The sequence below is a fragment of the Methanosarcina sp. genome (assembly GCF_035390745.1).
In the GTDB taxonomy this organism is placed as follows: Archaea; Halobacteriota; Methanosarcinia; order Methanosarcinales; family Methanosarcinaceae; genus Methanosarcina.
Genome location: NZ_DAOOUJ010000044.1, coordinates 1 through 26,220 on the forward strand (window position 1 = coordinate 1; position 26,220 = coordinate 26,220).

At 40.9% G+C, this 26,220-nt stretch carries 18 protein-coding genes; 13 read left to right on the plus strand and 5 right to left on the minus strand.

Annotation, left to right across the window (positions count from 1 at the left end):
* Positions 1 to 185: 185 nt before the first annotated feature.
* A complete protein-coding gene (locus PLL47_RS10385; RefSeq protein ID WP_324446130.1) occupies positions 186 to 1,034 on the minus strand; it encodes a class I SAM-dependent methyltransferase in 849 nt (282 codons plus the stop codon).
* Between the two features lie 135 nt (positions 1,035 to 1,169).
* Complete coding sequence (locus PLL47_RS10390; protein WP_324446131.1) at positions 1,170 to 3,110, minus strand: helicase C-terminal domain-containing protein; 1,941 nt, start codon at positions 3,108 to 3,110, stop codon at positions 1,170 to 1,172.
* A 188-nt stretch (positions 3,111 to 3,298) separates the two neighbouring features.
* Between PLL47_RS10390 and PLL47_RS10395 the strand changes: the two genes are divergently transcribed.
* From PLL47_RS10395 to PLL47_RS10430, 8 genes are all read left to right on the plus strand, one after another.
* Positions 3,299 to 3,712, plus strand: coding sequence for an inorganic diphosphatase (locus PLL47_RS10395; RefSeq protein WP_324446132.1), 414 nt, complete (start codon positions 3,299 to 3,301; stop codon positions 3,710 to 3,712).
* 622 nt (positions 3,713 to 4,334) lie between these two features.
* Positions 4,335 to 5,936 (plus strand): ABC transporter substrate-binding protein, encoded by a 1,602-nt coding sequence (locus PLL47_RS10400; RefSeq protein ID WP_324446147.1) that lies wholly within the window; start codon positions 4,335 to 4,337, stop codon positions 5,934 to 5,936.
* A 176-nt stretch (positions 5,937 to 6,112) separates the two neighbouring features.
* Positions 6,113 to 7,747 carry an ABC transporter substrate-binding protein gene (locus PLL47_RS10405; RefSeq protein WP_324446133.1) on the plus strand — a complete coding sequence of 545 codons (1,635 nt, stop codon included), beginning with the start codon at positions 6,113 to 6,115 and terminating at the stop codon, positions 7,745 to 7,747.
* A 218-nt stretch (positions 7,748 to 7,965) separates the two neighbouring features.
* Entirely contained in the window at positions 7,966 to 8,958 is a 993-nt protein-coding gene (locus PLL47_RS10410) for an ABC transporter permease (RefSeq protein WP_324446134.1), read from the plus strand.
* Complete coding sequence (locus PLL47_RS10415) at positions 8,955 to 9,812, plus strand: ABC transporter permease (protein WP_324446135.1); 858 nt, start codon at positions 8,955 to 8,957, stop codon at positions 9,810 to 9,812. Before PLL47_RS10410 ends, PLL47_RS10415 begins: the two co-directional genes overlap by 4 nt.
* 68 nt (positions 9,813 to 9,880) lie before the next feature.
* Positions 9,881 to 10,858 carry an oligopeptide/dipeptide ABC transporter ATP-binding protein gene (locus PLL47_RS10420; protein ID WP_324446136.1) on the plus strand — a complete coding sequence of 326 codons (978 nt, stop codon included), beginning with the start codon at positions 9,881 to 9,883 and terminating at the stop codon, positions 10,856 to 10,858.
* Entirely contained in the window at positions 10,848 to 11,459 is a 612-nt protein-coding gene (locus tag PLL47_RS10425; RefSeq protein WP_324446137.1) for an ABC transporter ATP-binding protein, read from the plus strand. The genes PLL47_RS10420 and PLL47_RS10425 overlap by 11 nt, the downstream gene beginning before the upstream one ends.
* Positions 11,460 to 11,690: 231 nt before the next feature.
* Positions 11,691 to 13,013 (plus strand): MFS transporter, encoded by a 1,323-nt coding sequence (locus PLL47_RS10430; protein WP_324446138.1) that lies wholly within the window; start codon positions 11,691 to 11,693, stop codon positions 13,011 to 13,013.
* 197 nt (positions 13,014 to 13,210) lie between these two features.
* Here the strand turns inward: PLL47_RS10430 and PLL47_RS10435 are convergent, their stop codons facing one another.
* Together PLL47_RS10435 and PLL47_RS10440 are read right to left on the minus strand one after the other, a co-directional pair.
* Entirely contained in the window at positions 13,211 to 13,468 is a 258-nt protein-coding gene (locus PLL47_RS10435; protein ID WP_324446139.1) for a type II toxin-antitoxin system RelE family toxin, read from the minus strand.
* A 60-nt stretch (positions 13,469 to 13,528) separates the two neighbouring features.
* Positions 13,529 to 13,729: a hypothetical protein gene (locus PLL47_RS10440; protein ID WP_324446140.1), complete on the minus strand. Its 201-nt coding sequence runs from the start codon at positions 13,727 to 13,729 to the stop codon at positions 13,529 to 13,531.
* A 380-nt stretch (positions 13,730 to 14,109) separates the two neighbouring features.
* On the opposite strand from PLL47_RS10440, the gene PLL47_RS10445 reads away from it, so the two are divergent.
* From PLL47_RS10445 to PLL47_RS10455, 3 genes are all read left to right on the plus strand, one after another.
* On the plus strand, positions 14,110 to 14,748 hold the full coding sequence (locus tag PLL47_RS10445; protein WP_324446141.1) for a MarC family protein: 639 nt from the start codon (positions 14,110 to 14,112) through the stop codon (positions 14,746 to 14,748).
* 509 nt (positions 14,749 to 15,257) lie between these two features.
* A complete protein-coding gene (gene ileS / locus PLL47_RS10450) occupies positions 15,258 to 18,434 on the plus strand; it encodes an isoleucine--tRNA ligase (protein ID WP_324446142.1) in 3,177 nt (1,058 codons plus the stop codon).
* Positions 18,435 to 18,512: 78 nt separating this feature from the next.
* Complete coding sequence (locus tag PLL47_RS10455) at positions 18,513 to 19,154, plus strand: 6-hydroxymethylpterin diphosphokinase MptE-like protein (RefSeq protein ID WP_324446143.1); 642 nt, start codon at positions 18,513 to 18,515, stop codon at positions 19,152 to 19,154.
* 3,684 nt (positions 19,155 to 22,838) lie between these two features.
* Here PLL47_RS10455 and PLL47_RS10460 read toward each other — a convergent pair.
* Positions 22,839 to 23,147 carry a hypothetical protein gene (locus PLL47_RS10460; RefSeq protein ID WP_324446144.1) on the minus strand — a complete coding sequence of 103 codons (309 nt, stop codon included), beginning with the start codon at positions 23,145 to 23,147 and terminating at the stop codon, positions 22,839 to 22,841.
* A 596-nt stretch (positions 23,148 to 23,743) separates the two neighbouring features.
* On the opposite strand from PLL47_RS10460, the gene PLL47_RS10465 reads away from it, so the two are divergent.
* The gene (locus PLL47_RS10465; RefSeq protein WP_324446145.1) at positions 23,744 to 23,944 is read left to right on the plus strand and encodes a zinc ribbon domain-containing protein; all 201 of its coding nucleotides are present in this window, start codon (positions 23,744 to 23,746) and stop codon (positions 23,942 to 23,944) included.
* Positions 23,945 to 24,823: 879 nt separating this feature from the next.
* A complete protein-coding gene (locus tag PLL47_RS10470; protein ID WP_324446146.1) occupies positions 24,824 to 26,185 on the plus strand; it encodes an ATP-binding protein in 1,362 nt (453 codons plus the stop codon).
* The last annotated feature ends 35 nt before the right edge of the window (positions 26,186 to 26,220 follow it).

Below are 26,220 nucleotides of genomic sequence, written 5' to 3' on the forward strand. Positions count from 1 at the left end.
CTAGGGTTTGAGGATTGAAAATTACTTTTCCTCATAACCCATAAGACAGTATTTTCAAATTTCTTCTTTTTGTTTTGGGCAGGGCTGCCAGACAAGCTGGAGGGGTTTCCGATACTATGCAAATTTAAAACCCTTTTCAGGGATAGGATATTTATCTGATTGGCAATCAATTGCATTTTATCCAGTCATTTTTTAACCAGATCAAAAACCCACCTGCTGACCCCAGGAGCAACATTTCCGGTACGCCTGTAAAATTCAACCTCAAGGTCCATTCTTCTGTATTCTTCAACCAATTCCGGAATCTGAGACTCGGTTTTAAAAGTGTAGAAATGGATATGCCCACCTTTTTTAATATGCTCTGAGACCTTAACGAGGAAATGGTCCATGCCGTAAGGGGTTGGCACTATTGCCCTGTCAAAGCCGTTTTCCGGAACCTCAAATCCTTCAGCTTCCAGAGATCCCGGATGGCTAAGAATAAAATCGGCATCTCCCTGAATAACAGTCACCTGCCTTTCAAGTTTGTTCAGCCGGATATTTTCTTTCAGGCAGGCACAGGCGTCGGGATTTATTTCGATTGCACAAACTGCTGTCCTTTTTCCTGCTGAAGGTAATACAAACGGGCCCACGCCTGCAAAAGGAATCAAAATGGACTCTCCCGGAAGAACTTTTGAAGCTACACGCGCTCTTTCCCAGTAGAGCCTGGGATTGAAAAAAACCTTTCTTACATCCATTTTATATGTATAGCCGTTTTCCCTGTGAAATGTTTCCGCGGATTCTCCGGAGAGAAGTTCAAAATGAGCTACCCTGCGCTCTCCTTCGAGTTTGCTGACCTTGTTGAGCACAGCCCGGGTGTTTCCTCTCATGGAAAGAATCTTTGAGACAATAGCCTCTCTATAAGCCCCTAATTCCGGAGGAATCGAGATTATTGCAATGTCCCCTATATAGTCAAAGCGTTTCGGAACCCGGGGAAGCAGGGGTTCTTTAACTATTCCTTTCATCGCATCTCGAAGGGTTATTCTGTCTCGATAACTCATCCAATAAACCTCTATCAATAAACCTCTATCTGGAAAGTTTACAGGCTTTTGTCCTTTCAGCCGTTTTTTATTAGCATGCTGGGAGGCAAGAAGAAACACCGCGTATTTGCATCCCTTTCTACTTATTAAAAAAGGTCAGAAAAACATTCTCTTTATGTGTCTTGATTTTTGTCTATGTTCGGCTTTTCTGACAATTTTCTTTGTCAGTTTATTAAGAAAATATGTGTCTTTGCCTTTCATACCTTCAAGATTTGAAATTTCTTTGTTATTCCTGACATGCCTGGTAAATAGCCTCATGAGTTCAGGCTGTTGAATTGCAAAAGAGGTGAATCTTGTATCAAGTGTGAAAGTTACCGCATAATCAGTTTCTGTCCTTACTGATCGTCCGATCGCTTGAATAATTACAATTGCAGTCTTATACACATATGAAAGCGGTCTCAATTTCATTTTTTCTTCGAGCTCTTTACGCCTTGCTATTCTGGTATCTGCTAAATCAGGGTAAGGAACCTTAATTATGACCTGGAACCTGGAAAGATCATCTTTCAGATCCACGCCTTCTGTCATGGAAGGAGAGACTAACACAGTTCCTTCTCCTGTTCGGGACAAATGCTCCTGCAGCTTCTCTTCCCGGTTTGCCGAATTATGGCAAATCAACCTGTCCTTATAAGCAGAATATTTCTCTATAAAATCTGAAATCCTGTAAGTAGAGCAATGAATGATCCCTTTATCCTCAGGGAACAGCTCCAGGATCATATCAATTCTTTCTACCACTTCTTTGAAAAATTCCTCTTCCTCTTCCGGGGTCTCGTCCTTATAATATTTGAAATTTGCAATCCCCAGGTTAAAGACCTTATTCTTTTCTATGGGATACACAGGCGGGATTTCGATATATTCGATCTCTGCTGGATTAATGCCTAAATCATTAGCTACCATTGCAGGGTTCAGAATCGTTGCTGACATGATGATATTGATGTTTCCCAGTCTCAGATACCTGTCATATGCGTACCGGCTAATCCGAACAGGCTGGAATTCAATACCTTTTAGACCTCCTCCTTTCTCGAAAAATTCCTCTTTGACTACCCAGTTATCCAGATTTTTTGAAATATCCTTTAAAAACGGCTCAATCTTATTCATCCTTAGACTATTCACTTTCTGCAGGTCCATATTCAGGTCATCGAGCCTTTGAATTTTACCCTGGATCTTTTCCTGAATGTCCTGTGTTTCAGAAGCTTTAGCAGTTTCCAAACTGTGTTCCAGATCTATTTTCTTTTGCAGCTCTTCTTTAGCAAGCTTTTTGATGTTTTCTTCTGCCAATATAGCAGCTTCTCTCAGCTTCATTAACCAGCCCGCATGCAGTCTCACTCTCTGCTCATTATCCATATCAGCATCGGGAGTCACAAACTGTATTTTAAAATCACCTGAAAATTTATTAATCAAAGTCAAATTTTCATATACGATAGGCACTTTGATAAAAGCAATAATCATAGCTTCGATATTATGTCCTTCATCTGAAATCAGGACCTCTCTTCCTGCAAAATCCCCTGCAAAATTAGCCTCATGCAGTAGATACTGGTAATTGTGGACCACTCCAAAATTATTCAGAGCTTTTGCCTTGTCTATCCAGTATTCACATCGTTCCGGATCCCCGGCGGGTCCTGTCCAGTATTTAGTACAGTGGTCTCTTTCAGAATAATAAGCAGGATATTTTGTTTCTTTTGTCCCGGGTTTTCGAGAGCACATTAACTCCTGAACAACGCAAGCTCCCAGATCACAGGTTTTTCCGTCATTCCGGGTTTTACATACGTAGTTGGAACGGCCCTTGACTGTCAGAAGATCTGGGAAATCGGCCAGATACTGGTCCTGCAGTGATTTTGTAGCTGTGCAGACATATCCTTCCCCGAAATATTTCATCACAGCATAAGCAATAGCACTCTTTCCCACTCCAGTAGGAGCCTGGATTAAAATGTATTTTTTTCCCTGTTTAATCGCCTGTTCTATGCCTGTAAGCACAGCTACCTGCGCATCCCTGGGAAGATATTTTTTAGGAAAGTATTCTAAGATTTCACTCTCTCCCATTTTCTCTTCTTTGAAAGGGGCTATATTTAATATATAATTTTTTCCAAAAATCGTTGAGCACTCCCTTCTGACTGAAAACGAATAAGTGATATATGGCTCAAAATTAAAAAGCTTAAATGGGTGGAAAAGAAGATAAACAAAAGTGACTTTAAACGGCTGTTCCCGAATTATATGCAGGAAATTTTTCCATGAAAATAGTTATAGAAACTCCCAAATACAGTTTTTTGAAATACCGAAAAACAGAAAGAGGCTATGAAATAGCTTTCTTTTCTCCCATACCCACCATATTTAACTACGGCTTCATAGAAGGTACAACAGGTCCGGACGGTATGGAAGAAGACGTGGTTGTTCTTGGTCCTCGCCTTCAAAGAGGAAGCACGCTTGAAAGAGAGGACTTTGATGGAATAGTACTGTTCCTTGACAACTCAATCCGGGATGATAAGAGGCTGGTATATATAAGTGGTTTCCGTTCCCCAATTCTGCTGTCATTCTATTTCAGGCTTTATGCCCTTTTCAAGATTTTTCTCTATGCATTTCGTGAGAGAAAACTCACAAAATGCCGGTTTGAAGGAATAACAGATTTGAAAGACAAACAGTCTTAATATCAGTCCTCTTGAGCTCAGCTCACTTCTACAATCCATAAATTTGTCTGCCTGAACGAGCGCAGCAAATGAAACGGATAGCGTACTCCTGAGGCGCAATTCGGGCTGGACAGGAACGCCCTGGTATGGCAAATATAGTTTTAAGGGTCAGAGTTAAGAATTTTGAACCAGGCATTATTTTTTCGAAAATATCAGCTGTCTAAAGGTGGAAAATCCCTGTTTAATTTCTGTTTTAATCTTTTTTTTCAGTTTTTTAATGTAATGGTTATAGCTAACTAAATATGTATTAATAGATATAATCTTCATATCTGATAATACAAAATTTTAGAAAAAAGTTTTTTAGTAATACATTTTTTTCGGAAAGTATTTATAGTTATAAAGGTTTAAATCCTTCAATTATAATTATTGCTTGAAAAAATAACACTTTAGTAGTGTTTTTCTTCATGGAATTATTATTAAAAAATAAGTCATTCCAGCCGGTACAATACCTGCCAGAAACTGCTGTCAAAAGAATTCAGGCTTTAATAACAATCGAGGAGGAGTTTTGATTAAGAAAAACCAGCAATATTTGCTCATAGGCTCAATAGCCATAATAATAGCAGCTGTCATTGTTGTCAGCTCAATGTCCAGCCCTGCTGAGGATTCCATGTCCATTGGCCCGGATTTCAGGGATGCCGGAGAAACGGCAGCCAGTGGATCTGAAGAACTTAATTCCCAGGCCTCTGATGAACTGGTTGCAGCCGTAGGGACCCATGGGGGAGAACCTGAAACGGGCTTTAACCCTATAACCGGCTGGGGAAACAGCAGAGAACCTCTGGTGCAGAGCACTCTTTTCAAAATGGATAGCGAGGCAAATCTGATCAACGATCTTGCTACAAATTATACGGTTAGCGGTGACGGACTGAAATGGACCGTTACAATAAGGGACGACGTTAAGTTTCATGATGGAGTGCCTTTAACAGCCAGAGATGTGGCATTCACATTTAACACGGCAGCAAATTCCAGCGGGAGTTTGGATTTATCCATGCTGGAAAATGCTGTAGCAGTCGACGATTATACCGTTGAATTTGAGCTGAACGATCCTCAGTCTACTTTTATCAATAAACTCGTAGCTCTTGGCATTGTCCCTGAGCACGCTTACAGTGAAACTTACGGACAGAATCCGATAGGTTCGGGCCCATATAAGTTTGTGCAGTGGGATAAAGGGCAGCAGGCAATCTTTGAAGCAAACCCTGATTATTACGGACAGAAGCCTTACTTTAAAAAGATAACCATGCTTTTCATGGGATCTGATGCTGCATTCGCGGCAGCAAAGGCAGGACAGGTTGACCTTGCTGAAATTCCGGCTTCGTATGTCAATCAGGAAGTAGATGGGATGAAAACAATATCCCTTGATTCTATTGATGCCCGTGGAATAAGCTTCCCCCTGCAGGCAGATATCGGCAAAAAAACTGAAAACGGCTACGCGATTGGAAATAATGTAACTTCTGATGTGGCAATAAGAAAAGCTTTGAACATCGGGATAGACAGGCAGGCCTTAATCGACGGTGCATTAAACGGACAGGGAGAAGAGGAATTCACTGGTGTGGACAAATTACCGTGGGGCAATAAAGAAGCTATTTTTGAAGACGGAAACATCGAAGAAGCAAAGGAAATTTTAGCCGAAGGCGGCTGGGCAGATACTGACGGCGACGGCATTGTTGAGAAAAACGGAGTAAAGGCCGAATTTACTCTCTTATACCCCTCCAATGCACTTGACAGGCAGGCATTAGCCGTATCCTTATCCGAAGAAGCCAGAAAATTGGGGATAAATGTAAAAGTAGAGGGTAAAAGCTGGAATGAAATCGATACTCTTGCCCATTCGACTCCTGTACTTTTCGGTTTTGGATCGCTGGACCCGACTGATATTTACTTAAAGTACTACAGCAAGAGCTACGATCCTTCCAACTATAACAATATAATAATGTACAATAACTCTGCTGTGGACAGCTACCTGAGAACTGCCATAACCAGTTTTGACGAAGATACTGCTAACGAAAACTGGCAGCTGGCTGCCTGGGACGGAACAACAGGATTTTCCGAAAAAGGAGACGCTACATGGTTGTGGATGGCTACCATTAATTATGTCTACATTATGGACGACGACCTGGATATAGGCACTCCCAGAATACAGCCTCATGGTGCCAACATCTTTGGGAACATCCTGGAATGGAAACGCGCATGAAATTAAACAGGGATTTGAATGTACACTTCAAATCCTCTTATTTTTTAAGATCTATTCTGGTGGTTTTCTTTATTCAATAAACAGTATCTGGAGGAGTTCCTATCAAGAAAAACCAGCAACATCTGTCCTCAGGGACATTAATCGTAATTATAGCAGTTATTGGTATTATCAGTTTTATGTCCGGTTGTGTATCCAGCTCAACGGATAGTTCTGAGCTCGGTTCTGCATCAGGTTCAGAGTCAGGTTCTGCATCAGCCAGCCTGGATTCCGGGGCTTCTGATGAACTGGTGGTGAACGTATATTCGCATACAAAGGAACCAGCAGCAGGATTTGACCCCCTTCTTGGCTGGGGATGCGGCCATGTGAATTTTGAGCCGCTGATACAGAGCACCCTGTTTAAATCGGCTGATGATGGGAGTATAATCAATGATCTTGCTACGGGTTACTCTGTCAGCCCTGATGGGAGGACATGGACTGTAAACATCAGAGATGATGTCAAATTCACAGACGGAGAAAAATTAACAGCAGAAGACGTGGCATTTACCTTCAATACTTCTGTAGGGAGCAATTCCGAACTGGATATGAGCAACCTTGAAAGTGCTTCAGCAATAAACGATACCGCAGTCGAATTTAAGTTAAAAGAGCCTCAGTCCAGTTTTATATGGAGGCTCAGGTACGTAGGAATTGTACCGGAACATGCATATGAAAAAGATACCTATGGGCGCAATCCGATAGGGTCAGGCCCGTATAAGCTGATACAATGGGATCGGGGCCAGCAGGCGATATTTGAATACAATCCCGATTACTATGGACAGGAGCCGTACTTCAAAAAAATAACCATGTTATTCCTGGATAAAGACACTGCATTTGCAGCTGCAAAGTCCGGGGAAGTGGACATAGCTGAAATTGAGATCAACAATGTAAACCAGACTGTGGATGGGTACAGCATAATTTCCCTTCCCTCATCAAGGGCATTTGGAGTCTCTTTTCCTATGCAGAATAATACCGGCGGTAAGAGCCTTCAGGGAGATCCGGTAGGCAATAATGTAACAGCCGATATAGCAATCCGGAAAGCTTTAAACACAGGCATAGACAGGAAAGCCATACTTGACGGAGTATTGTACGGAAAAGGAGATGTGGAATATACCGGAGTGGACCAGAGGGAATTCGGAAATCCTGAAGCTAAAATTAAGGACTCTGATCCCGAGGAAGCCATAAAAATACTTGAAGCCGCAGGCTGGAAAGACACTGACGGCGACGGGATCCGGGAAAAGAACGGGACAAAAGCTGAATTTGACCTGTACTACTCTTCATCTGACCAGACAAGGCAGGCTCTTTCAGTAGCTGTTAGCGAGCAGGCACAGAAACTGGGTATAAAAATAAACCTCAAAGGCACAAACTGGGATGAAATATATGCTAACCAGTACAGCTCAGCTGTCTTATACGCTTACAGCAGCATTGATACCTTCAATTTATACCAGCAGTACCACAGTAAAGAAGCAGATGATACTTACAGGAATCCAGGACTTTACAGTAACCCTGTTGTAGACGGGTATTTGGAATCGGCTTTAAGGTCTTCAAACCAGGACGAGGCTACAGAATACTGGCAATTAGCTGCGTATGACGGCAATACGGGTTATGGCCCTGCAGGAGATGCAACCTGGCTATGGCTGGTTACAATGGATTATCTGTATGTGGTGGACGATACACTGGATATGGGAACTCCAGAAAAGAATGCCGGATCAGATATTTTAGGAAATATCTATGAATGGAAAAGAATAGACGAATCCAGCTCGGCGTCCAGTGAGTAATAAACTTCCAGTGAGTAATAATATGCAGTATTGTTTTCTGCAAATATTACTCATTTAATCTTTTTTATCTGAAATCAGGACATCGCAGGAGATAATTGAAGAATACGTCAAAAAGCCTGTTTCGCTCCATGAGTATGAAATTTTAACTGATTATTCGCAATAGATAGAAGCAATTTGAGATAGAATTGTTATAGAATAACTATGTATGAGGGAATTGTGTGTCGGACAATGCAAAAATATCGGGATTTATAGGAAAAAAAGTACTTCGGCTAATAAGCCTCTTACTTGTAGTTTCTTTTGTAAGTTTCATGCTCGTTCAATACTCGCCTATAGATCCTGTTCGAGCTTATCTTGGAGAAATGTCAGTAAGTGCAGAGCACAAAGCTAAACTTGAAGAATACTGGGGAGTTAACACTCCTCCGAAGGAGAAATTCCTTAACTGGGCTGGAAGTCTCCTCAAAGGGGATTTTGGAGATTCGCTGATTTACAGGATGCCTGTAACTGATGTGATTAAAGAAAGGTTTACAGCGTCTCTGGCTCTGATGGCTTCTTCGTGGCTGATTTCAGGTGTTCTGGGTTTTATTTTAGGAATAGCATCCGGAATGTATAAAGGGACGCTGTTTGACAGGGCAATAAAAACCTACTGTTATGTATTGACTGCTACTCCAACATTCTGGCTGGCTCTGGTTCTGCTGATGGTATTCTCAGTTCAACTGGGCTGGTTCCCCATAGGCTTAAGTGTACCCATAGGCGTTACGGCTGAGAACGTAACTTTTTTTGATAGGATAGAGCATTTAATCCTCCCTGCCCTGACTCTGAGTATACTTGGAGTTGCACAGATTGCAATGTTTACCAGGGAAAAATTAATAGAAGTAATGTCCAGCGACTATGTTTTATTTGCAAAGGCCAGAGGTGAAAAAGGGCTGGACCTTGTCTTAAGGCACGGGATTAGAAACGTTGCCCTTCCTGCCATTACCCTGCAGTTTTTAAGTTTTAGCGAGCTTTTTGGAGGCACGGTTCTGGTTGAACAGGTCTTTTCCTATCCCGGAATCGGGCAGGCTACGGTAGCAGCGGGCTTAAGGTCTGATGTGCCGCTTCTTCTGGGAGTTGTCCTTGTAAGTGCTGTGTTTGTCTTTTCTGGAAACCTTATTGCTGATATCATCTATGAATTCATAGATCCAAGGATGAAACAGCAGGAGTCAACGACATGAGTACTGCTGTTGTAACCGTTAACCGAAGCTTATTCCCCAGGCTGAATTTAAGGCAGAAGACGCTTCTAATTATAGGCTTCACTTCCCTTTTATTGCTTGCAATTGTTGTTTCCAGCCTCTTTGTAGACGGCGATTCCCTGCCCACGGATTTTAGCTCCAGAAACCTTGCTCCTTCCTTTGAACATCCTTTCGGGACCGACTGGATGGGAAGGGACATGTTTACAAGAACCCTTGAAGGGCTGGGACTGAGTATAGTGATCGGGGCTTTTGCTTCCCTGATCAGTGCTGTGCTTACTGTTATTCTGGGCTTACTTTCAAGTGCAGGAAAAGCCGCAGATTCATTTGTATCCTGGCTTGTAGACCTTTCTCTTTCAATCCCTCACCTCCTGTTAATAATCCTTATTTCCATAGGTCTGGGAGGAGGAGCAGCAGGAGTTATTACCGGGGTTGCATTAACTCACTGGACAAGCCTGACAAGGGTTGTAAGGGCAGAAATCAAGCAGCTAAAAGCCCAGGAATACATCCATATCTCCAGAAATCTCGGCAAATCAAAGTGGTGGATAGCCACAAAACATATCCTGCCCCATTTAATCCCCCAGATCATACTGGGTACTATTTTGCTGTTTCCGCACGCTATTTTGCACGAAGCTTCGGTCACGTTCCTGGGGTTTGGGCTTTCACCCCATGAGCCGGCAATCGGTATAATTCTGTCAGAGTCCATGAGATACCTCTCAGCAGGATACTGGTGGCTTGCCTTCTTCCCGGGGTTATCCCTGTTGATTGTGGTCCTGGCATTTGATATGATAGGAGAAAATTTAGGAAAGTTGATGGATCCTAAAAATGCTCACGAATAAACTTTACATGAGTGAGTTTCATACGAGTAAATTTCACACGAGTAAATATGAATTTAGAGGGTGTCAGTATGGGAAACAAAACTGGAATAAATGCTGTAGGAAAGAAGGAAACTGAAGCTCTATTAAAAGTAGAAGACCTTTCCCTTTCTTTCATTCAATATGCCTCCGGACTCAGGCAAACTGAGTTAAAAGTAATCTGTAATTTGAGCATAGAAGCCTATAAAGGCGAGATTTTAGCTGTTGTCGGCTCGAGCGGTTCCGGAAAAAGTCTTCTTGCCCATGCAATTCTGGGGATTTTGCCTTCAAACGCGAAATCTGGCGGGAAAATGGAATTTGATGGACGGGAACTTACCCAGGAGATAAAAGAAAAAATCAGAGGGAAAGAAATAGCTCTGATTCCTCAATCCATAACCTACCTGGATCCCTTGATGAAGATCTCTAATCAGGTAATAGGCTGTGTTGAAGGGAAAGATGAGAGTTCAATGAAGAAACTCCAGAGAGACATTTTCCGGAAATATGATTTAAAGCCTGATGTTGAGGGAATGCTGCCCCATGAGTTATCAGGAGGGATGACCAGAAGAGTTCTGGTTTCCACTGCCGTAATGAGTTCTGCAAAGCTAATAATTGCAGATGAACCAACCCCGGGGCTGGATGAAAAAACTCTGAATGAAACCCTGAGCTACTTCAAAGACATGGCAAACAGGGGCTGTGCAGTGATACTGATCACTCATGACATAGATGCTGCACTGAAAATATCCGATAAAATAGCCGTATTCTATGCAGGCACGGTTCTTGAAGTAGCCAATGTTGAGGATTTCAAAAACGACGGAGAAAATTTGAGGCACCCATATACCCGTGCACTCTGGAACGCACTTCCCCAGAACAAATTCCAGGCGATTAAAGGGCATCAGCCAATGCTGGATGAGGTGCTGGACGGATGTATCTTTTATGACAGGTGTTCTAAAAAGAATGAGATTTGCTCAAGAGGCATTCCTCAATTTAAAAAGATTAACGGAGGAGTGGTGAGGTGCAATAATGTGTCTTAAAGGTGAAAATATCAGTTTTGGGTATAAAAAAAATAATTTGATTCTAAATAATGTCAGTATATCTCTTGACCGCGGAGAGGTACTGGGTCTTATAGGAGACAGCGGGAGCGGGAAATCAACCCTGTGTAAAATACTTGCTGGCTACGAAAATAACTATCAGGGAAAAGTAAGTATTGACGAAAAAGAAGCCTCAGGGAAGGGATACAATCCCATACAGCTTGTTTTCCAGCATCCTGAAAAGGCTGTTAACCCTAAATGGAAAATGAAAGATATTTTGAACGAAGGGAGTAACATATCACAGGATATTCTGGATTCTTTCGGAATAAAAAAAAGCTGGCTTAACCGGTGGCCCAATGAACTTTCAGGAGGAGAACTTCAAAGGTTTGCTCTTGCAAGGGCTCTGGGCTCTGAAACCATGTATTTGATAGCCGATGAAATAACCACAATGCTGGATGCGATTACTCAGGCCCAGATATGGAACACGGTTATGGACATAGTTAAGGAAAGGAATATTGGGGTGCTGGTCGTAAGCCATGAAAAAAATTTAATTAAGAAGTTATGTCACGATGTTGTTTATTTTAAAGACATTAACAATGTCTGACAAACAATGTCAGACTGGAAAATTCTTTAACTTAATATCAAAAAATCAATACCTATAAACTCAAACATGAGAATTCAGGTCCGTTTATATCCTCATTCCCTTTAATGTCCCAGCTATCCTCCTTCTGGTTTTTAAATACCCGGAAGATGAACCAAAAGACCTGACTGAAAGGAATACGAAAAAAATAAAGAATGACAACATTATAGTTTCAATTTTTTCAGAGTAGTTAGCATGAAAAAACACCCTTTGCTTAACAGTAAATTCTTTCACGGCAAGTTTCTCCTGACCATGACCATCAATGCGGCGACAGGATACATGTCAAAGATTAATGGCTTCAGCCGGAATGCGTGTTTATTTCTGGGATACATTTTTCTCATCTCTTTGAGCCTGGGAATTTATGATGTAATATTCAATCTATATATCCTGAGACTCGGATTCAGGGAGGACTTCCTGGGGCTTATGCTCTCACTTGTTTCCATGTCCACCGGCCTGTTTGCAATTCCTGCGGCTACGTTCTGCGACAGGGCGGGCAGAAAAAATACTCTTTTACTGTCCTGCCTGCTGCTTCTGATATCTTTTGCAGTCCTGTACACCACCACATCACCTCTTCTGCTGGCTTTATTCAGTGTTCTCTACGGGGTATCTTCATCTCTCAAAATTGTCACAGCGTCCACATTCATGGTCGAGAACTCCACTAGCTATGAAAGGATGCACCTGTTTTCGATGTACTACCTGTTATATACCATAGGCGTTATGCTGGGAAACCTGGCAGGAGGTACTTTACCGCAGGTCTTTATCAAGTTCCTGGACCTCGATCCCGCAGGACCGGGAGCTTACCAGCTTTCATTATATGCATCTTTAGCTGCTGTACTGTTTTCCCTGCTGCCTCTTGTATTTATAAACAGCAAAGAAACCATGCTGACAGATAGGCCGGCTCTTTTCTCCACGCTTTTTTCGACTTTAAGGTCAGGAACGATCAGAAAACTGATTTTGGTAAATGGAATCATAGGCATGGGATGGGGGCTGATTCTGCCTTATTTCAATGTTTACTTTGATATTGTTCTCGGAGCCGATTCCAGACAGATAGGCGTAATCTTCTCCATTTCCCAGCTTGTAATGATGTTTACCCTGATGTTTGTTCCTGTACTTACAGAAGGGTTCGGAAAAGTTAAGGTCATATCCCTTGTCCAGCTTGCTTCAATTCCATTCCTTTTACTCTTCACCTCCACATCCGTACTTTCAGCAGCTGCCTTCGGATATATTATGAGGACAGCGATAATGAATATGGCAAACCCGATTATGAGCAGTTTCAATATGGAGATAGTAAGCGAAGGTCAAAGGGCAACTGTAAACAGCCTGATATGGATGAGTTGCTATACCTTTGTAGGCCTGAGCACCTGTGCAGGAGGTTTGATGATGGCTCGTGCTTATTATACCCTTCCGTTCCTTCTGACCTGTGGGATTTATGGGGTGGCTGCCGTACTTTATTATGTGTTCTTTGAGAAAATGGAAAAACAGCAAAAAATTAAATTGTGCGCGGCAACTCCACCCTGAGACGGTATATTCTCCGGCTTCCCGCTCAGTTTCCTGGAAATATATTATTCTTTAACAGGGATTCTTTTACTCAGGCAATCGAAACTTTGCGGATGAAGGTTCACTTCCCTTATTTTAAGGACATCGTATTCGTAACCCTCCGATTTAATAAACAACTCTCAACAGGCTCAGAGAATTATCAGTGGAACTGGTCCAGTTCATCGATACATGCGGCACAGGGGTTCTATTGTAATCACTACGAGGGTTCTTTTTTCATAATCAACTCTATAAAGCAGCCTTAAATGCCTGGACCTGAAACGGAATATTTTTTCCTGGTTTTCGATTATTCTTTTTGCGCCCTGGGGTACGGGGTCAAGAGCAAGCTCTTCGAGGATTTCTCTGACCCTTGAATGCGTACTCTCATCGGCTTCCTTCAAAAAATCCTGTGCAGGAATGTCAAAAAAGACTTCGAACATTTAAGGTCCTCATTTAATATTTCTTTAGATTTCTGTTTATTTAAGTTTTCTTTCGGCTCTTTAGATTTCCATTTTCTCAAGTTTTTTTAATGGTACAAGTCTTCCTCTCTCTTCATTTTCAAAACTTCTGAAAACAAGCTCTTTTTCTTCTGCGGTGAGCAGCATATCTATATCCACCATATGCTCCTTTATTTCCGCAAGCTGCTTCTTTATGAAGGTGAGTTCCTCAAAAATTTTTTTATCTATTTTCTCCCCGGTCATTGAAATCGCTGCCTGTGTTTACATGGATTAAAGATAATATAGATTACAGATAATTAATTGCCAGTCAATGTGTATAAATAGTTTTAAAGAGTTGTTTCAGCTTATCTTTAAATGTACCCTTATAGATGCTACCCGCAAATATTACTCCCATTATACAGAGAGTCTTCTGGTAAAGAGTTATCTTCTTACTTCTTCATCAAAGTATCGTGAAATCAGCTATCTGAACAAATTTAAATTCAAGATGCCCAGATTATATTATTTATCTTTATATGTCTACAGTAATAAATAACTATAAAAGCTGTTAAATCAAAAGGTAATTATTATAAGAATGATAAAATTATGAATGAAATCTCGAGTCTGTAAAGGGCAGGAGTAAAAAAATGGTAACCGACAACCTCGGGTTTTTTATCTATGTATTCTCATCCATTTTTGTGGTTGTTAGCCCTATCAGCGGAGTTGTAACTTTTATCTCCCTGACAAGTAAAATGACCCAAAAAGAAAAAAATGATATCGCCAAAAAAGCGGTAACGCTTGCATGTGTAATTGCCCTCTTTTTTGCAGTTACCGGAAGCATGATACTTAAGCTATTCAGCATCAGTGTTGATTCGCTAAGGGTTGCCGGAGGACTTCTGCTTTTCAGCATAGCGTTTGATATGATGCATGCAAAGGTATCAAGAGAGAGCATCACAGAGGAAGAAATTACCCAGTCGCAGGAAAGAGAAGATATCTGGGTTTTTCCTATTGGACTTCCACTCCTGACAGGGCCGGGCGCTATCAGCACGGTAATTGTTATAATGGGAATGGCAGAAGGCATTCAACAAAAAGCAATTGTAATTATCTCGATAATAATTACGTTCATAATTTGCCTGTTTATCTTTCTCTTCTCAAGGAGTCTGCATAAATTAATAGGATATAATGGAATGCTTGTCTTTACAAGGCTTATGGGACTTTTGCTTGCGGCTCTTGCAGTTGATCTTACTGCTGCGGGAATAATAAACATATTTGGGCTGACAATTTGAAAGTCAGGTTTGAGAGTTCAAAATTCAGTAAAAACTACATTCTCTAACCTGATTGATACTAACTCACCTTTACAGCATCCTGATTCATAAAGAAAAGATACTAAGGCTTTATCCCCTGGATTCCTGCAAGCCTCTATAAGCTGCTCTACTTCAGCCTGAGTAAGAATAGTGGTATAGGTGGCTCTTTGCGTTTTACCTTTAATTTAATGTTTCTGGCTTGCTCAGGTGAAACGGTTGACAGAAACTTTTTTAAGATAGCTCGATATTGATAAAGGGTACTATCTGTGTAGTTTACAGGCTTCAGGAATCTTAGATATCCATGAAGGTTTTATCTGTGACTTCCCTGCCGTCAAGCCATTTTATAAAAGGTTTTAATATGAATACATTGTTATCAATTGTCCGTTTACTCAGTCCATTGTCCTCTAACCTTTGTAAATATTCATCAAGGAAAGAATCCATATCCATGCTTCAGTAAATAAACTAAAAGATACCACGTTTGAAGGTCTTCTATGATAAAAGAAATCACTGCCAAATATAATGCAGAACAAATAGAAAAAAAAGTAACGCAGTTCTGGGAAGACAGCGATGCCTATCGGAAAACCCGTGAGCATCGCAAAACCGGAAAAAGGCTTTTTTTTGTTGATGGTCCTCCGTACACTACAGGGCATATTCACCTGGGGACTGCCTGGAACAAGATCATTAAAGATTCCATTCTCCGCTATTATTCCATGAATAACCGCTACATCCTTGAGCGTCCGGGCTGGGACATGCACGGCCTTCCAATTGAAGTCAAAGTCGAAGGAGTGCTTGGCTTCAAGTCCAAGAAGGATATCGAGAGCTTCGGGGTAGAGAACTTCATTGAGAAATGTAAGGAATTTGCCATCACGCAGAAGCAGGCAATGACCGAGCAGTTCCAGAGGCTTGGTGTCTGGCTGCAGTGGCCGGACCCCTACATGACCTTAAAAGATGATTACATCGAAGCTGCTTGGTGGACCCTCAAGCAGGCAAGTGAGAAGAATCTCCTTGATGTGGGCAAGCGTTCAGTAAACTGGTGCCCGCGCTGTGAAACTGCAATTGCGGACTCAGAAGTTGAATATTCCGACAGGACCGACCCTTCGATTTATGTCAAATTTAAGGTTAAGGGTAAAGAAAACACTTTCATAGTAATCTGGACAACCACCCCCTGGACAATCCCTGCAAATGTAGCCGTAGCAGTTCATCCGGCTTACGAATATTCCAGGTTCAGAGCGATCAGGCAGGACGGGTCGGAAGAAATCCTTATCGCAGCCACAGAACTTATCAAAAACGTCCTCAAGCAGGGAAGGTATGTGGACTTTGAAGTGCTTGAGACAATGCTTGGAGAAGAGCTTACAAAGCTTGAGTATGAAAGCCCTGTAGGGGACCTTGTGCCTGTCCAGAACGAGATAAAGCACGGTGTTTACCTTGCCGATTTCGTAACCGTGGAAAACACGGGCTGTGTGCACATTGCCCCAGGGCACGGTATGGACGACTTCAACCTCGGGGTAAAGCATAAACTCCCTATCCTCTGCCCTGTGGGCTCAAATGGTTCCTATACAGCAGAAGCAGGGGAATATGAAGGCAAGAATGTCAGGGAAGCAAACCCCATTGTCATTGAAGACCTCAAAGCCCGCAACAGGCTCCTTGCCGAAGGCACTGTTACACACAGGTACGGTCACTGCTGGCGCTGCAAGACTCCTATCATATACCTCGCAACCGAACAGTGGTTCCTCAAGGTTACCGAAATCAAAGAAAAAATGCTTGAGGAAATCGATGCAGTTGACTGGTACCCTGACTGGGCAGGTTCAGCCAGATTCAGGACCTGGGTTGAGGGTGCACGCGACTGGTGTATTTCCAGGCAGCGCTACTGGGGAATTCCAATTCCTGTATGGAAATGCAAAAAATGCGGAAAGCTTGAGGTAATAGGAACAAAAGCTGAACTGCTGGAGAAGGCAGGATTAAAAGGCGATATCGAACTGCACCGCCCTTACGTGGATAAAGTAGCCATACCCTGCGAGTGCGGTGGAGAGAAAAAGCGTGTGGAAGACGTATTTGACGTCTGGTTTGATTCGGCTGTAGCTTCCTGGGCAACCCTTAAGTTTCCGCAGACCCGTGAGCAGTTTGACGAATGGTGGCCTGCTGACTTCATTACCGAAGGGCACGACCAGACCCGCGGCTGGTTCTATTCGCAGCTTGGGGCAAGCATGGTCGGCTTTGGACGGGCGCCTTATAAGAGCGTGCTCATGCACGGGTTCACACTTGATGCAGGCGGAAAGAAGATGTCCAAGAGCCTTGGAAATGTAATCTCCCCTCTGGATATCATAAACAGGTTCGGGGCAGATACCCTGCGTGCCTATGTGCTATCTTCAAGCGCACCATGGGATGACCTGAAGTTCAATATGGAAGAAGTGGAGACCATCAACCGCTCCATCAATATCCTCTGGAACGTTTTCAGGTTCCCGCTGCCTTATATGGCTCTTGACAACTTTGACCCGATGAAGGTCAGCCTTGACTCTGTAAAAGATGCCCTGCGGGAAGAAGACAGGTGGATTCTTTCAAGGGCACAGTCTGTGGTAAAAGCTGTGGACGAAGCCATGAGCGGGTACCTGTTGCATAAAGCAGTCCGTGAGATCATGGAGTTTGCTCTTGAAGACCTCTCACGCTGGTATATTCAGCTTATCCGCCCGAGGACCTGGACCGAGGCTGATGACCCGGACAAGCTTGCAGCTTACTGCGTTCTTTACGAGGTCTATGTAACCATTACAAAACTGATCTCACCTTTCATGCCTTACCTGGCTGAAGAGATGTATCAGAATCTTATCAGGAATGTTGACCCGAATTCACTGGAGTCAGTCCACATGTGCGACTGGCCAGAGGTTAATGAGGCTTATCTTGATCCTGAACTCGAAGCAGCCATGAACACTGTCCGCTCAATTGTGGAAGCAGCTTCAAACGCCCGCCAGAAGGCAGGGAGAAAACTCAGGTGGCCAGTATCCAGAATTGTTGTTTCCCCTGTTAGTGAAGACGCAGCAAAAGCTGTTGAAAGGCTGCGTTCAGTCCTTATGGACCAGACAAATTCGAAAGCAATCGTGCTTACAGGTGTTGGCCAGAGCTGGGACGAACTCGGGCTTGAGGTTATCCCTGACCCAGGAAAGATTGGGCCTGTCTTCAAGAAGGATGCAGGAAAAGTTATCCCTGCCCTGCAGAAAGTTGACGGCTTTGCTTTGAAGAAGGCTTTTGCCGAAACAGGAGAATTTGAACTTCCCCTGGCTGACGGAAGCACGGTTAAAGTCACCACTGGAATGGCAAACTTCAAAGAGACTCTTCCTGAAGGTACGGCGAGTGCCGAATCCAGTGCAGGTCTTGTTTATGTGGATGCAAACCTTACTTCTGAGCTCGAAGCTGAAGGGTATGCAAGGGAAGTCATCCGCAGGCTTCAGGACATGAGGAAGGAACTTGACCTTGTGGTGGATGAAAACATCCGGGTTTCTGTCCGGATCGAGGACGAAAGGGTCCTGAAACTTGTCGAAACCCTGAAAGATTTGATTGCAGAAGAGGTTAGAGCCGATGTCTTTGACCTGGGAAGCGGGACCGGGGTTTCCGGAGCCCTTGTAAAGGACTGGGATGTCGAAGGCATTGCCATGAAAATGGGAATTGCAAAGAAGTAACCTAGCAATTAAATTAGGAAAGCAACTCAACAAAGAAATCTAAGTTCAGACACGAAAAACTGGGAAGGAGTCATTTATATGGATTTTGCTGCCTGGGAGCCAATTTATGAAAGAATCCTTGAAGACTTCGGGTTCGACCGAGAAGGTGATGAAGAGGCAGCCCGATTCCTTTCAGGTATGCTGACTGAGGAGAATACTGTCAGCCTTTCAGAACTTGAATCCATGATTTCAGGAAAGCCTGTCATGGTCTGCGGGAACGCCCCCGGACTCAGGGCTGAACTTTCAAAAATCAAACTTTCCAATTTTATTATAATTGCAGCCGATGGAGCTGCTGCTGTTCTCATGGACCTGGGTCGCGTGCCTGAAGTCATCTGTACCGACCTTGACGGCAATTCCGAAGCTGATATCGAAAAAGAGATTCTTGCCTGCGAGCAGGGTTCGCTTGTCCTTATCCATGCCCACGGAGACAACATGGATAAGCTCAAAAAATATGTGCCCCGGTTCAAACACTTTATTGCAACTACTCAGGCAAAGCCCTTCGATAATGTATACAACTTTGGAGGGTTTAGTGACGGAGACCGTTGCGTTTTTGTAGCCAGAGAATTCGGAGCTGGCAGCATCAAACTGGCTGGATTTGATTTCGAAGATCCCGGAGTGAATCAGATCAAGAAAAAAAAGCTAAAGTGGGCGAAGAAATTAATTAACACGTCCGAAACTTGAGGCTAAATACTGTTTTTCAAAATATGGGTAGTTTAAAAATTAAGAAAAAGTCTTTAAATCGCTTTTTTAGCATAAAAAAGCTTTAAACTTTAGTATAATAGAGTAGTCTCCTGGCGTAGAATATATGTTAGTCGTATTACATCAATATTTTTTTTTGGTTATCTGTTCTAAATCATTTTCGATTTTAGAAACCTTTCTTGAAGAATATATATTTATCACTCTATGTTTCTTTCAACAACGATTAATTGTAAGAATTAGTTATTCTACTAAATATATATAAGTTTTAGTTGTAATTATTATTGCTCACTAGTAAGTTAAATTTAGATTTGTTGCAATTAAAATTAAGACAAATTTAGAAACTATTTGAATGGGTAGCTTGTGGTGAGTATCTAGATGTTAATAAAAGAATAAAAGAAGTCTATGGGGGATAAACTGAAAAGGAGGGGAGAAACAATGTTTGACTGGGCTATAATTACTCAAACTGGCGTAGCACTGAATATCGCTTCATTCGCGTCAATCGCTAACGTTAGACAGTTCATCTTCGCAATCGTTTAAAGGAATTAAATTAACATTATAAAAAATATTTATATAATTGTTAATAAAAGAAATCCGTGGGGTTTAAACTAGAAAGGAGGATAGAAATAATGTTTGATGCAGCTATAATTACTCAAACTGGCGTAGCAGCAAATGTCCTTTCATTCTTTTCATTCGCTAACGTCAGACAGGTTCTCTTCGCATTCGTTTAAAGGAGTTTAATCAATAATTGATTTAATTCCAGAAATGGTCACTATTTAGAGACATATAATAAGGAGTTTTCTAAACTTCTCTTGTCTCTAAATAGCGGCTAGTTGCTTTTTGTGGGTTCGACTTCATACCATTAATTAATGGTAAAAATTTATTCAATTAATGTATGATGGTTAACAAGCAAAGAATCCAGAAAAGTGGGGACTGCCATTTTACTTAAAGAATATATAAAGTGGAGGGGATATTATGTTAAACATTAATATACCAATTCAAGTTGGAATCGCTCTAAATGTTCTTTCATTTTATGCTGGTGCATTTGTCGGTCAGATAATTGGCATCTAACCAGGTAAGTAATCAGGACTTACGCGGTTGAACTTGAAAACAGGAATAGTAAGCGGTCTAAATATCAGTAATTCCGAGTAAGTCCTATTAATCTATGATTATCTTAGAGGCTGTCTTAAATTCAAACCATTTCTACAATTGGATAATGACAATGTTAACTTAAAATTCACATTACGCACTCGATGTATGAAATCAAGCACAATAAACATTATGGTTTAAATTCTCGTTTCGGACATTAACAATTTGGTGTTCCTTCTTTCAATTCAAATGTGTAAGTTATATCCCAATTATAGAACCAAATTTAATTTTAAGACACGCTCTTAGAGCACCTGGAACCTTGGAACAACAGGTACTCCCTGATTAACTGGTTGATATTATTCCGAAATGCCTGAAAATGGCATCTCTTGTTCTTTTTTCACTCTTAGCGCGAGGTTTAATCCCTATGGCGTGCAGCAGATAAGCGAACTTAATAACTGTTTTGGGGTCTCCAATTCCTAAATATCAATCAAGGCATGGGAAAACATATTCTTCAATTTTCCAGGTTTTCTTTGCTAGATCTTTTCTTCCTTCATATCCAATATGTCCGTAGCCCTCATTGTGTGTCTCCATCTCTGGAAACTATCCGAAATACCTTGATAATCCTCTATCAAGTAAATTGTCATTCCATATGATGTAATCGCTAATACTTCAATTGCTACATTGCCAGTATTATAAGAATTAACTAACGATTAATTGTAAGAATGATTTATTCTACTATACTTATATAAATTCCAGTTGTACTTAGTAGTGCTCACTAGTAAGTTAAATTTAGATTTGTTGAAATTAAAATTAAGACAAATCTAGATAATATTTGAATGGGTGACTTGTAGCGAGTATCTGGATGTTAATAAAAAATCTATGAGGTAAACTGAAAAGGAGGGGGAGAAGTAATGTTTGATTGGGCATCAATTACTCAAACTGGCGTAGCATTGAATGTCGGTTCAATCTGGTCAATCGCTAACGTCAGACAGATTATCTTCGCATTCGTTTAATCAGTTAAATTAACAAATGCTTGAATGAACAGCTTATGATGTATCTAGTGTTTCGATTCCAAAATTGATTCCTTATTTCTCGGAAAAATCCGTGATCTTCGGGTCAATTCAAAATTCAAGTTTTATGAACATATTTCGGAATCGCAGTACTAGTGTCAAGAACATTTAGTTATTGATCGTCTAAGCTCTGAATCCTGGTATGCTGGTGGGGAGCTACTACAGATTATGTTCAAGAATTAAATTGCCATGATACTGGATGTAATAAAAGAACTCTATGGGAATACACTGAAAAGGAGGGGAGAAACAATGTTTAACTGGGCTTCAATTACTCAGACTGGCGTAGCACTGAATGTCAGTTCACTCTTTTCATTAGCTAACGTCAGACAGTCTATCTTCGCATTCCTTTAAAGGAGTTAAATTAATAATTGATTTAATTCCAGAAAAATGGTCACTATTTGGAGACATGAACATAATAAGGAGTTTTCCAAACTCCTTTTGTCTCTAAATAGAGGCTATTGCTTTTTGCGAATTCGACTTCATACCTTATACCATTATTTAATGGTAAAAATTTATTCAATTAATGTATGAGGGTTAACAAGTAAAGAATCAAGAAAAGTGGAGACTGCTATCTCACTTAATGAATATATATAGTGGAGGAAATATTATGGCATTTCTCGTCCTTAATATACCAATTCAGATTGGAATAGCTCTGAATGTCCTTTCTGCTTATGCTAATGCAGGGGTTTTCCAGCTAATTAGCAATTTAGGCATAATTATTTAATCCGGATTTACGCGGTTGAACTGTAATACAGCAACAGCAAGCGGTCTAAATTTCAGTAAATCCTATGTTGTTGCTTGTAATTTTACTTATCAACCGCACAAGCCCTATTTGTGATTAGCTTTGAACAACAACTCATCTTTGAGTCGATCTCAAAATTCAAATTTGCTTTCCTAAATCTTATACTTTATTAAAAAATATTTAACATAGGAAAGTTCTAAAAAAATCGATTTGCTAATTGAGTTTTGGGATCAATTATTTTATGATCCATGTTGGACTACTGTAAAGAAAAAGCACAAAAGAAACTGATGAAAGAGGAATCTATTAATGTTGCCTCATAAAGAATCCTTATCAAAGTTAGAATATTTTAAAGATGTGTTTTTGACGCTCAAACATTACAAATAGTACACAACGAAAAATGTAAAAATCTATTCCAGTCAGGAAGATAAATTAAGTATGCTTTTTTGAACTCTTTGACATTAAAGATTTCACTGTATATTAAAACGTTAATATATGGAGAATTCCTTTTAATATACTTATATAATTATAAATGTTTTCGATTTCAAAATCAAAAATCTGAATGAGGTGGATAATGTTTACTTTGCTTTTCCTGTACATACAGCCACTTCGATCAATGCCACAACTACCCATAAAATGCCTGTAAAAGGAGTACTTTCCGTATCCGGGGGTGAGTTTGAATCTGCTGGTTGCTCAACTGCTTTTCCAGACCTATTTGTTTTGTTTTCGGTCCGAATTTCATCCTGCCATTTTCCCTGAACTTTCAGCTCCTCAATTACTTCTTCCCTGTCTGATACAAGGATGTTTCCCTGGAAATCCTGCGGACACAGTGAAAAGCTGCTTCTTGGGGTCTTTATCCCTCAGCATGAGGAGCACGGATTCGTTCATGGTGAACTCTGCCTGGTCTTCTGTCCAGACATTACTGTCGGTCTCGGTTCTTACCTTTATGGCTTCGGCTTGCAGAGGGTTATAAAGCCATTCTTCAACTGCAATTGTGAAGATTGTATGGTCATAGTGAATATCAATCCTGCTAACCGTTCCTATCACTATTCTGTCTGAAGCGTTAATCTGGTAGGGCATTTCAGAAGCCTCTTCAATCAATTCGGCTTCTGCAGGACCTGGAACCAGGAGCAGGGCAAGTGCAGCTAATATAGAGCATATTCAGTGTTCTCATCGAATTCTCCTGTTTCATATTTCGGATTGATTTTCTCCTGTTTTTGGTTCAATTTCGTTTTTAATTTCCTGTTTTTTCCTGTATTAGCCCTTTATTTTCTGTTTTCTTTCTTATTTGTCATTTGTTTAAGCTGCGGATTTATTTGAACTTTTTATTGCCCCTTCCGAATCATTGAAGGAAAAAACAGCTCTTCAAGGTAGAGATGATGATTTGAGACATAAACTATGACAAAAAGGGTTGAGAGAATCACATTTCAGCTTCAAGAATCTTTGGGAATGTTAATTGAATGGAATCTTAACAAGTTTAATATATTTATTGATGACAAATGTACTTATTCAATGACAAATATAATTATTTGATGCGAATATGAAATGCTTATTCTTTTTTCTGGGGTCGAAAAAAGAGGAGCAATTTCACAATCCGATTTTTACTTTTCCGTATAAAACTACTTTCAAGGATTTCTACAAAACCAAATCTCATTGATGACGTGGGGCAATGCAAAATGAAACATGGAAAATGTCCAAAATGCGGGAGCGAAAATCTCGATACCGGCCATATAATCGGAGAACGTATTGGATATGAGTCTGACAATGAATGCTATTTTACAGGACCCATGCGCGATTTCAAAGTATATGTTTGTTTAAATTGTGGATATGCTGAATTTTATGTGGATATTACTGATAGAAAAAAAGTTGAAAGTTGAAGTGTGAACATTTAAAGGTCAGCAGAAATGGTGGAAAGGTCAAAAATAGCTGTCAGGCAGAAATATGTATCCGGAGACTGCGCAGTTTGAGATGCAAATACAGTACATCATGAGACCTCAGTCGAATGGATACTATTCGATCAGATCCATCTTTGCCTTCCCACCGCATCTAATCTAAGGCATTAAGCCCTACTCTACCACTTTCTTAACATCTATTGCCCAATATTTATTTCAGCTCCTCACCTGTTTATTAAACGACCTGCTCATTTGACGCCTTACATGAGTAATGATCGTAATACTGGCGAAGAACTTATTTATGTACTCCTGAATGGAGAAATACATTTTATGGTTGCAACATTTTGTTATAAATAGCTTTCCAAATAAATCATTAAAGAAACATCTTTTTTTCTTGAGGTTAGATGGGAACAAAAACGAAGGATTGTGATTGCCTGGCCTGAGGGTTCCATCCAGAATTTCTGGAATAACTATTCATAAAAACGTTTTGTGTTTCGCGGGGTTTCGCAAGACGTGAAAAAATGTATATGGGCCTAAAAGGACTGAATGTCCGGTTAAAAAATACTCCTGGTAAAATTTCTCTGGAAATAATTAATAAAACTATATATTTCATATCAATTATATATCTTTAACTTTTATACTCCTGGTTATATTTAATATACGAAAGTCTCGTTATGTATAATGAAATTTCATATTTGCAGGCATAGTTCTACTATATATATGAAATCTCCACTTATTATACTGTCTGGTTTGAAATGAGGTTGCATCCCCTCTTTTAAAGTATCAGTATATCTCCGTTTTTTCAGAGGTTAAGTTCCTGCCAGAATAACTATATAGTTTTACTTCACAAATTATTCTGATCACATGCAAAGACTTAAAATTCTTCCCCTGGTTCTTGACCACCAAAATTATTTCCAAAACTCCTCTGATATAATCCCTCGCAGCATTCCAGTCTCCCCCTGTCTGGACGGGCGTGAGATCAATTTAATCTTCGGTGCACTTCATACTGGCAAGACATCCTTCCTGAAGCAGATTGCAGGCATGCTGCAGGGTCCCAGGGTTTACATTAATTTTGAAGACAGCAGATTTAGAGATCTGGGGCCTGAAAGTTTTCAGGAAATTGAGGAGATTGCAGCCGAATTTTGCAGGAAAGGATCTGAAGCTGAAGAAGGGCTTGAAACCGAAGAAAAATCTGATAACGGAAAATCTGCGGAACCTGTTTCTTATTTCCTTGACGAGATCCAGTATGCCCATGGCTGGGAGGACTGGGTTGACAGGCTTCAAAATGAAGGAGCGCGAGTGTTTATAACCTCTTCTTCTGCAAGCCCTATGAATCAGAATATCTCTTCGCGCTTTGAAAACAGAATAAGAATCCTCAAACTTCCACCTTTTTCCTTTAAAGAATATCTCACTCTGAAAGGTCTGAGAGTTCCAAAACCTAATTTCCTTACACCTTCCCGTTGTGACGAAATGTTATGCCTGTTCCTGCGCTATTTTGAAAACGGCGGCTTTCCCGACATAATAAAAAATAACGACTACAGGCTTTCCAGGAAGTATTATGAGGAAATTCTTCAAAAAGAAATCATTGACAGGCATGATATTCAGGACCCTGAAGGGCTGAAAAGACTTGCAGTTTTCCTCATCTCAAACATGTCATCGGAATATTCCCTGGGTACTCTGAAAAAAGTTAGCTTGATCGATAGCGAAGATACTATCCGCAACTATCTGGACTATCTGGAAGATTCTTTTTTACTGTACCGTGTCCCCATGTTTAACCATGCATCGGAAAATTCGGAAGGAAGAGAGACCGAAAATGGAAAAGAAGTCCCTTGTAAAGTATACGCTGGAGACACAGGTTTCTTCAAGTCAGTGTTTCCCAATTACCCTGACAGCCTGGGATTAAGATTTGAAAACCTTGTATTTCTTGAACTGCTCAGGCAGGGCAAGCAGGTCTCTTATTTCCGTGACAGGAGAGAATGTGATTTCCTTATAACCGAAAAAGACAGCCAGGCTGTTAAAGTTGCGATTCAGGTTTCGATTTCCTTCGGAAGCCCTTCTGTAAGGGAAAGGGAGATTCCAGGGCTTATGGCAGCCATGGAAGAATTCGGGCTTAATGAAGGGCTTATCCTTACAATGGACGATGAAGGGGCCATAGAAATAGAAGGAGAGAACGGGGAAAAGAAAAGAATAATCATTAAATCGGTATGGAAGTGGATGCTGGAATAAAAATTCCAGTTCTTCTATTATTTTTTCCATTGGAC

Coding starts and splice junctions, on each gene's coding strand:
- PLL47_RS10385 (WP_324446130.1), bottom strand. CDS start 1,034: ATGAGTTATCGAGACAGAATAACCCTTCGAGATGCGATGAAAGGAATA.
- PLL47_RS10390 (WP_324446131.1), bottom strand. CDS start 3,110: ATGGGAGAGAGTGAAATCTTAGAATACTTTCCTAAAAAATATCTTCCC.
- PLL47_RS10395 (WP_324446132.1), top strand. CDS start 3,299: ATGAAAATAGTTATAGAAACTCCCAAATACAGTTTTTTGAAATACCGA.
- PLL47_RS10400 (WP_324446147.1), top strand. CDS start 4,335: ATGTCCAGCCCTGCTGAGGATTCCATGTCCATTGGCCCGGATTTCAGG.
- PLL47_RS10405 (WP_324446133.1), top strand. CDS start 6,113: ATGTCCGGTTGTGTATCCAGCTCAACGGATAGTTCTGAGCTCGGTTCT.
- PLL47_RS10415 (WP_324446135.1), top strand. CDS start 8,955: ATGAGTACTGCTGTTGTAACCGTTAACCGAAGCTTATTCCCCAGGCTG.
- PLL47_RS10420 (WP_324446136.1), top strand. CDS start 9,881: ATGGGAAACAAAACTGGAATAAATGCTGTAGGAAAGAAGGAAACTGAA.
- PLL47_RS10425 (WP_324446137.1), top strand. CDS start 10,848: ATGTGTCTTAAAGGTGAAAATATCAGTTTTGGGTATAAAAAAAATAAT.
- PLL47_RS10430 (WP_324446138.1), top strand. CDS start 11,691: ATGAAAAAACACCCTTTGCTTAACAGTAAATTCTTTCACGGCAAGTTT.
- PLL47_RS10435 (WP_324446139.1), bottom strand. CDS start 13,468: ATGTTCGAAGTCTTTTTTGACATTCCTGCACAGGATTTTTTGAAGGAA.
- PLL47_RS10440 (WP_324446140.1), bottom strand. CDS start 13,729: ATGACCGGGGAGAAAATAGATAAAAAAATTTTTGAGGAACTCACCTTC.
- PLL47_RS10445 (WP_324446141.1), top strand. CDS start 14,110: ATGGTAACCGACAACCTCGGGTTTTTTATCTATGTATTCTCATCCATT.
- ileS (WP_324446142.1), top strand. CDS start 15,258: ATGATAAAAGAAATCACTGCCAAATATAATGCAGAACAAATAGAAAAA.
- PLL47_RS10455 (WP_324446143.1), top strand. CDS start 18,513: ATGGATTTTGCTGCCTGGGAGCCAATTTATGAAAGAATCCTTGAAGAC.
- PLL47_RS10460 (WP_324446144.1), bottom strand. CDS start 23,147: ATGCCCTACCAGATTAACGCTTCAGACAGAATAGTGATAGGAACGGTT.
- PLL47_RS10465 (WP_324446145.1), top strand. CDS start 23,744: ATGAAACATGGAAAATGTCCAAAATGCGGGAGCGAAAATCTCGATACC.
- PLL47_RS10470 (WP_324446146.1), top strand. CDS start 24,824: ATGCAAAGACTTAAAATTCTTCCCCTGGTTCTTGACCACCAAAATTAT.